The sequence below is a fragment of the Phenylobacterium sp. genome, assembly GCF_036963605.1.
Classification (GTDB): Bacteria; Pseudomonadota; Alphaproteobacteria; order Caulobacterales; family Caulobacteraceae; genus Phenylobacterium.
This window is the reverse complement of record NZ_JBALUY010000111.1, coordinates 1-8,351: the sequence shown is the minus strand read 5'-3', so window position 1 is coordinate 8,351 and position 8,351 is coordinate 1. Positions and strand designations below refer to the sequence as shown.

Genomic DNA, 8,351 nt, shown 5'->3' with positions numbered 1-8,351 from the left:
GGGACTTCAAGGCCAGCCGCAACTCCCGGGAGTCGGCGACCTTCGCGAGCAATTTCGCCCGTGGCAAAGGCGGCTACCAGGACCCGTTCAACATGTTCGGCCACGGGGGCGTGCATGGCCCCGGACCGCAGGCCACGCCGGCGCGCAGGCTCGGCAAGATCGAGCGCAACGCCCTGGCCGACCTCGACCTGGACGATAACGCGGAGGGCCCGGCCATCCGTGCGCGCTACACCGAGCTGGTCAAGCGCTGCCACCCGGACGCCAACGGCGGCGACCGCTCGGCCGAGCACAAGCTGCAGCGGGTGATCAAGGCCTATCAGGCCCTGCGCAAGGCGGGCATGGTCTAGGGAGGAACGAGGGGGCGAAGGTGCTCGCGGGCGAACCGACCATCGCGGAGGCCAGGGCGGCGCGGGATGCGGCTCGAAGGCGGCAGAGGCTGGCGCGGCGTCGCCTCTCCGTGCGCCTGATGGCTGGAACGCTCGCCCTTATGGCCCTGAGCTTCGGCGCGCTGATCCCGCCGCCGGCTGCCCCAGGGGCCGGGGAACAGGCCACGGCCACATGGGCTTCCCTACGCTTCCCAGAGCCGCCGCCTCAGGTCCCTGCCCCGCTCGCTCAGCGAATCGCCGAGTTGGGCGCCAGTTTCAATGGCCGGGCCGGCATCGCCGTGCGCGATCTGTCGGGCGGCTGGACCGCGACCCATGACGGCGAAGCCCTCTACCCCCAGCAGAGCGTCAGCAAGCTCTGGGTGGCGATCAGCGTGCTCGACGCCGTCGATCGGGGCGCCATCACCCTGGATGACCCGGTCACCGTCCGACGGGAGGACCTGTCCATCTTCCACCAGCCGATCCGCGACCATGTGGGGCGGCGGGGCTATGAGACCACGGTCGGCGCCCTGCTGGAGAGCGCGGCCACCCGCAGCGACAACGCCGCCAATGACGTGTTGATGCGGTTGGTGGGCGGGCCCGATCAGGTGCGCGCGGTGATGACGGAGAAGGCGCTGGGCGCCATCAGCCTCGCGGATGAGGAGCGCTACTTCCAGACCCGAATCGCCGGCCTGGACTGGCGACCGGAGTTCTCGTTCGGCCGCAGCTTCTGGCAGGCGCGGGCCGCCATGCCGCAGGAGGTCCGTCGCGAGGCCCTGGAAGCCTATCTGCAGGACCCGGCCGATGGGGCGAGCCCGGAGGCCGTGGTCGCGGCCCTGGACCGACTGCAGGCCGGTGATCTTTTGTCGCCTGAGTCCACCGCCCACCTCCTGGGCCTGCTGGGCGCCAGTCAGACGGGCCCCAAGCGCCTCGGCGGCGGCCTGGCCGAGGGCTGGAGCCTTGCCCACAAGACCGGCACCGGTCAGGTCATGGGCGCCCGGGCGACGGGCTACAACGATGTCGGGCTGCTGACCGCGCCGGACGGGCGGACCTATGCGGTCGCCGTCCTGATCGCCGAGACCGAGGCGCCGATCCCCGAACGGCAGGCGCTGATGCAGGCGGTGACCCGGGCGATCATCGCGCAGCACCAGGGGCTCGCCCCCCTGCCCGCCGATGAGGACGGCCTGGCGTTGGACGCCCTGGAGACCGCCGAAGCCGGCGCCGGCCTCAACCTGAGATCGGGTTTCCCGGCGCCTTCGCCTCGCCCCTGACCATGGCCTCGAAGTCGAGCCGGTCGCGGGGCAGCACGTGGGGCAGCTCGGCCTGCAGGAAGGCGATCATCTTCTCCCGCACCTCGCAGCGCAGGTCGAAGGTGGTCGGCGCATTGCGGGCGCTGATCAGGCAGCGCACCTGCATGGTGCGCTCTGACACGTCGGTGACCGCCAGATTGACCACCTGGCCGTCCCATAGGGGCGAGGCCTTGGCGATCTCCTCCAGCTTGGCCCGCAGCACGTCGATGGGGGCGGTGTAGTCCACATAGAGCATGGTCGTGCCGATCAGGGAGGCGGTCTCGCGGGTCCAGTTCTGGAACGGCTGCTGGATGAAATAGGTGAGCGGCAGGACCATGCGCCGCCAGTCCCACAGCCGGACGACCACGTAGGTCGAGGTGATCTCCTCGATCCAGCCCCACTCGTTCTCGACGATCACCGCGTCATCGATGCGGATCGGTTGCGTGGTGGCGATCTGCACGCCGGCGATCAGGTTGGTCAGGAAGGGCTGCAGGGCGAGGCCGGCGATGATGCCCGCCGCCCCGGCCGAGGCCAGCAGGCTGATCCCGTACTGCCGCACCCCGGGGAAGGTCATCAGGGCGAAGCCGATGGTCAGGACGACGATCAGCGTCCCGGCCGTGCGGGTCAGGATCTTGGTCTGGGTGATGTGCTTCCGCGCCAGGAGGTTGTCCTCGGCGTCCAGGCTGAACCGGCGCACATAGAGCAGGCTCCAGATGTCCAGCGCGGTAAGCGCGCTCCAGCCCACCAACGCCACGAAGCCGAGGGCCAGGATACGGCGCAGGGCCTCGACGCCCCCCTCGCCCAATTGAGCCAGGCTGGCGCCGGCGGCGAGGCCGAGGATCAGCGCCGCCAGTCGCGTCGGGCGACGCAGCTTGACGACCAGGGTCGACCAATAGATGTCCCGTCCGCGCAGAGCTCTGCGGATCGTCCGCGCCACGAGCTCGTGCAGCAGCAGCGCCATCAAGGCGCCGGCGGCCAGGACCGCCAGATTCACCAGCCAGAGCGGCGCCCATTCGGGCCGGTAGGAAAAGATCAGATCCGCCATGGGTGGACTCTCAAGGCGCCGCAGGGGCTGGAACAAGGCCCCAACGCCAAAGACGCCGCAGAGATCTCGGGATTCGGGTCGAATTCCACCCGGAGCGCGCCGGCGCCCGCCCCGCAGGCGCCGGCTGATCGATCAGCTCGTCAGGGGGCGAAGCTGGAGCGCGCCTTGATCCCCCAATGGCCATCCTCGCAGGTGACCACATAGATGGAGTCGAAGCCGCCGATGATGCTGCCGTCCGCCCTATAGCGGGTGAATCGGGTGTTGATGTGCACCTTGTCCGGGCCCGAATGGATGATCTCGCGCTTTTCCCAGGCTGAGTGATCCCAGTCCTTGAGGGAGGCGTGGTCGAACGTCGCCTGCGTCTGGTCGCCCTTGTTGATGATCCGCATCGTGTTGGACGCCAGGCGGATCGAGGGGAAGTTGAAGGTCTGTTCGAAGGCCTGCATGTCGCGGCTGTTGAACGCGGTCATGAAGGCGTCGAGGCAGGCCATGGCGGCGGCCTCGGACTGTTCATTGTGGCTCATCGGCTCCTCCCGTCGGCCTGAGATCGGCCGTGCGGGAGGAGCTTAAGCGTCGGAAGGCGGCGATGAGAAGGCGTTCAGGACTCGGCCTGAGCCCAACCGCCGCCCAGGGCCTTGAAGAGGACGATCTGGGCGTCGGCCACCTGGGCCTGCGACAGGGCCAGCTGGGCCTGAAGCCCCGCCAGGGTCCGCTCGGCGTCGAGCACGCCCAGGAAGCTGTCGACGCCGGCGTCATAGCGCATCCGCGAGAGGCGTGCGGCGCGCTCGCCCTGGTCGCGGGCCCGCTGCAGGGCCGCGCGGCGGTCGAGGGCCTTGGCGTACTGGGTGAGCGCCACCTCGGTTTCCTGCAGGGCCGTCAGGTTGACCTGCTCGAAGCTCGCCAGGGCCGCATCGGCCGCGGCCCCGGCCTGACTGATGCGCGAGCGCGCCGCCAGGATGTTGGGGAAGCTCCAGGAGATCAGGGGGCCGACGCTGAACTGATAGTCGTCGCCCAGGTCCGAGGCGTCGGCGCCCAGGGTGGAGATGCTGCCGCCCAGGCTCACGCTGGGATAGAGGCTGGCCGTCGCCACGCCGATACGGGCCGTCGCCGCCGCCAGTCGGCGCTCGGCGGCGCGGACGTCAGGACGCCTCGCCAGCAGGGCCGCCCCGTCGCCGACCGGAATGGCGGTGGTGACTTCGGGCACCACGTTGCAGGCCGCTGCGGCGATCGGCGCCTGGGCCGGCGGACGGCCGGTCAGGACAGCCAGGCGGAACAGGGCGCTGTCGCGCTGGGCCTCCAGGGGCGGCAGGGTGGCGCGGGTGGATTCCAGCTCGGTCTGGGCGCGGGCGACATCGAGGCCGGCCCCGCGGCCGAGTTCGAACTGGACATTGGTGAGGTCGGCGGTCTCCTGCTGCAGATCCAGGGTCTGCTGGGCCGTGGCGATCTGCAGATTGGCCGCGCAGAGATCGGCATAGGCCCGGGCGGTTTCGGCCGCCACGGTGACCCGGGCGGAGTCCAGCAGGGCCTCGGCCGCGCCCGCGTCAGCGCGGGCGGCCTCCACCGAACGTCGCACCCGGCCGAAGAAATCGACCTCGTAGGCGGCCTCGAACCCGGCCTGGAAGCTGTCGCTCTCCCCATAGGCGCCGGTGGCCAGGTCCTGCTGGCGAACCCGGGCGGCGCCCGCCGTCGTGGTGGTCGAGGGCAGGAAGCCGACCCGGGCCTCGCCCAGGGCGGCGCGAACCTGGGCCAGGTTGGCGGCGGCCACGGCGATGTCGCGGTTGGCGCTGAGAGCCTCGGCCACCAGGTCATCCAGCAGCGGATCCTCATAGAGCCGCCACCAGTCGTCGGGCGCCTGGCCCCCGGTGAACGGGCCATCGGCTGCGGCGATGAAGGGACCAGTCTCGGCGGAGCCCGCGGAAGGGACCTGGTAATCGGGGCCGGCCGCGCAGGCCGACAGGAGAGCCGCGCCGGCGAACAGGGCGGCCAGACGGGACGGGATCACGGGCGGGACTCCGGGGCTTGATGGCTGAGGACGCCCGAGTCAGAGACCGGCTCGGGCTTGGCCTTGCGCCCAGGCAGGCGTTCGGCGAGACGACGGCAGACCACGTAGAAGACCGGGGTGAAGATCAGGCCGAAGATGGTCACCCCGATCATCCCGAACACCACAGCCGTGCCCAGGGCCTGGCGCATCTCCTGGCCGGGGCCAGAGGCGATGGCCAAGGGCAGCACCCCAAAGATGAAGGCGAAGGAGGTCATCAGGATCGGCCGCAGTCGCGTCCTGGCCGCATGCACCGCCGCATCGAAGCGGTTCATCCCCATCTGGTCCTCGGCCTGCTTGGCGAACTCCACGATCAGGATCGCGTTCTTCGCCGCCATGGCCACCAGGACGATGAGTCCGACCTGGGTGAGGATGTTGTTGTCCATGCCGCGCATCCAGACTCCGAGCATGGCGGCCAGGATGCTGAGCGGGACGATCAGGATAATGGCCAACGGGAGGGTGAAGGCCTCGTACTGGGCCGCCAGCACCAGGAAGACGAAGACCACCGCCATGGCGAAAACCAGCAGGGTCGTGTCCCCGGCGGCCTGTTCCTGATAGGCGAGTTCAGTCCAGGCGAAGGTGACCCCGGCCGGCAGGGTTTCGGCCGCCAGGCGTTCCATTTCCGCCAGGGCCTCGCCGGACGAGACGCCAGGCGCCGCCCCGCCGAGGATTTCGGCCGAGGGCGCGAGGTTGAAGCGCACCACGCGGGCCGGACCGGAGTCGTCGCGCAGGGTGGCGATGGAGCCCAGGGGCGCCATGCCGCCGGACGTCGTCCGCACCTTCAGGTTGGCGATATCGGACACCTGGGAGCGGCCCGAGGGTTCGGCCTGGGCCGTCACCCGGAAGGTCCGGCCCAGCATGTTGAAGTCGTTCACATAGGTGGAGCCCAGATAGGTCCCCAGGGTCTGGAAGACTTCGGCCGGCTGGACCCCCAGCAACAGGGCGCGATCACGGTCGACATCGGCGGTCACCCGGGGGGCGCCGGTGTTGAACTGGTTGAACACGCCGACCAGCTTGGGATTCTGCGCTGCGGCGCCGGCCAGCTGGTTTGCCGCCTGTTCCAGCGCCGCATAGCCGACGCCGCCGGTATCCTGGACCATCATCTTGAAGCCGCCGGCGTTGCCGAGGCCTTCGACCGGCGGCGGGGCCAGGACGAAGATGTTGGCCTCCTCGATGGCGCCCATGCGCTGCATGATCATGCCCGCCATGTTCTGGGCGTTGAGCTCAGTCCCACGCTCGCCCCAGTCGGTCAGGCGAACGAAAATGGTGGCGCTGTTGGAGGCCATGCTGAAGCTGGCGCCGTCGAGACCGACGAAGGCGGCGATGTTCTGCACGCCGTCCATGGCGCCGATCTCGGCGGTCGCGCGTTGCACCACCGCGTCGGTGCGTTCCAGCGAAGCGCCCGGCGGAAGCTGGACGACGCCGATCAGCACACCCTGGTCCTGTTCGGGGATGAAGCCTGTCGGGGTCTCGCCCAGGCGCCAGCCTGTGGCCACCAGCAGGATCACATAGGCGATCAGCATGATGAAACTCATCCGCACCAGACGAGCCGTGAGGCGGCCAAACCGATCGCTGAGCCAGTCAAAGCCCTTGTTGAAGCGGTTAGCTGCGCCGGTGAGCGGCGCCATCCAGCGGGGCCCATGGGGCGTCTCGCCGTTGCGGTGCGGCTTGAGCAGCAGCGCGGCCAGAGCCGGCGACAGGGTGAGCGAGACCAGCAGCGAGATCACCGTCGCCGCCGCGATGGTCACGGCGAACTGTCGATAGAACATGCCCGGGATGCCCGAAACGAAGGCGGTCGGCACGAACACCGCGACTAGCACCAGGCTGATGGCGACCAGGGCCCCGGACACTTCCTTCATGGACCGGTGGGCCGCCTCCCGGGGCGACAGCCCCTCGCGGATGTTTCGCTCCACGTTCTCGACCACGACGATGGCGTCATCGACGACGATGCCGACGGCCAGGACCAGGGCGAACAGCGACAGGGAGTTCAGCGAATAGCCAAGCGCCAATTGGACAGCAAAGGTCCCGACCAGGGCGATCGGGATCGCCAGGATGGGAATGATGGCCGCCCGCCAGGTGTGCAGGAACACCACGACCACCAGGACGACCAGCAGCACGGCTTCCAGCAGGGTTTGCTGCACGGCCGAAACCGAGGCGGCGACATATTCGGTGGGGTTGTAGGGGATCTGGTAGCTCAGACCGTTGGGGAAGTTGGGCTCCAGGTCATCCATGGCCTCGATGATGCCTTCGGCGGTCGAGAGCGCATTGGAGCCGGGCTGCTGCAGGACGGCCATGGCCACCCCGCGCTCGCCGGAGAAATAGCCTCGCACCCCATAGTCCTGGGCGCCGATCTCGACCCGGGCCACATCGCGCAGGCGGATGGTGCGGCCTTCCGCATCGCGGCGCAGGACCACGTCGCCAAAGGCTTCGGGGGTGGAGAGACGGCCCTGGACCTCGACGGGCAACTCGCTGGCGACAGCCGGGCCGAAGGGCGGCTGGCCGACCGTGCCGCCGGCGGCCTGCAGATTCTGCGCGCGCAGGGCCTCGACGATCTCATTGGGCGTCAGGTTGCGTTCGGCCGCCTTGCCGGGATCGATCCAGATCCGCATGGAATAGAGGCCGCCGCCGAAGATCTGGACCTCGCCCACCCCATCAACCCGCAGCAGCCGGTCGCGAACGGTGGAGTTGGCGTAGTTGCCCACATAGTCGGCGCTCAGATTGTCCGCATCGGCGGTCAAGCCGACGACCATCAGGAAGCCGGTGGACTGCTTGTTGACGATGACGCCCACCTGCCGGACCTGTTCGGGCAGCCGGGGTTCGGCGAGGCTCACCCGGTTCTGGACCAGCACCTGGGCTGAATCCAGGTCCGTTCCGGGCTGGAAGGTGACCGTGATCTGCACCGTCCCGTTCGACGAGGACGAGGTCATGTAGATCATGTCCTCGACGCCGTTGATCTCCTGCTCGAGCGGCGCGGCGACCGTTTCGGCCAGGGTTTCAGCCGAGGCGCCGGGATAGTTGGCGATGACCGCGACGGTCGGCGGCGCGATGTCCGGGAACTGGGACAGGGCCAGCAGCGGATAGGCGAACAGGCCGACAAGGGTGATGAACACCGACAGCACCCCGGCGAAGATCGGGCGCTCGATGAAGAAGTGCGACAGACGCATGAAATGCGGTCCCGGAAATGCAGTCGGAAGGGGTGTGGATCAGTTGGCCGGGGTGGCGGACGCCGCAGGCGCCGAGGTCAGGCGCGGCTGTTCGGAGCCGCCCGCCTCCTGCCGGGCGATCTTGCCAGGCTGGACCTCTACCTTCTGGCCAGGCATGGCCCGCTGGAGGCCGCCGATGACCACGCGGTCGTCTGGGCGCAGACCAGTGCGCACGACCCGCAGGCCGCCGCTGGCGGGGCCGAGCTCAAGAGGCTTGACCTGCACCATACCCTCGCCATCGACCACATAGGCCACCCGGCGGACCCCGTCGGTGACGACGGCGGTTTCGGGGATTAGCAGGGCGGGATAGGCGTCGGCGCCGATCATGCGACCCTGGCCGAACATGCCGGGCTTCAGAAACCCGTTGGGATTGGCGATGGTGGCGCGCAGGCGAACCGCGCCGGTGTCCCGATC

7 protein-coding genes are annotated in these 8,351 nt (G+C 69.3%); 2 read left to right on the top strand and 5 right to left on the bottom strand.

What is annotated here, in order from left to right:
- Nucleotides 1-347: J domain-containing protein (locus tag V7702_RS15855; RefSeq protein ID WP_335651049.1), on the top strand; the 347-nt coding region annotated here is incomplete at its 5' end.
- A 281-nt stretch (nt 348-628) separates the two neighbouring features.
- Entirely contained in the window at nt 629-1,633 is a 1,005-nt protein-coding gene (locus tag V7702_RS15850; protein WP_335651048.1) for a serine hydrolase, read from the top strand.
- Here V7702_RS15850 and V7702_RS15845 read toward each other — a convergent pair.
- The 5 genes from V7702_RS15845 to V7702_RS15825 all read right to left on the bottom strand — a co-directional run.
- Nucleotides 1,590-2,696, bottom strand: a complete 1,107-nt coding sequence (locus V7702_RS15845; protein ID WP_335651047.1) for a mechanosensitive ion channel family protein — start codon at nt 2,694-2,696, stop codon at nt 1,590-1,592. The genes V7702_RS15850 and V7702_RS15845 overlap by 44 nt on opposite strands.
- A gap of 140 nt (nt 2,697-2,836) precedes the next feature.
- Nucleotides 2,837-3,220, bottom strand: coding sequence for a hypothetical protein (locus V7702_RS15840; protein WP_335651046.1), 384 nt, complete (start codon nt 3,218-3,220; stop codon nt 2,837-2,839).
- 74 nt (nt 3,221-3,294) lie between these two features.
- Nucleotides 3,295-4,698 (bottom strand): TolC family protein, encoded by a 1,404-nt coding sequence (locus V7702_RS15835; protein WP_335651045.1) that lies wholly within the window; start codon nt 4,696-4,698, stop codon nt 3,295-3,297.
- On the bottom strand, nt 4,695-7,898 hold the full coding sequence (locus tag V7702_RS15830; protein ID WP_335651044.1) for an efflux RND transporter permease subunit: 3,204 nt from the start codon (nt 7,896-7,898) through the stop codon (nt 4,695-4,697). The genes V7702_RS15835 and V7702_RS15830 overlap by 4 nt, the downstream gene beginning before the upstream one ends.
- Before the next feature lie 39 nt (nt 7,899-7,937).
- The coding region (locus V7702_RS15825; RefSeq protein ID WP_442958427.1) for an efflux RND transporter periplasmic adaptor subunit at nt 7,938-8,351 on the bottom strand (414 nt) is incomplete at its 5' end.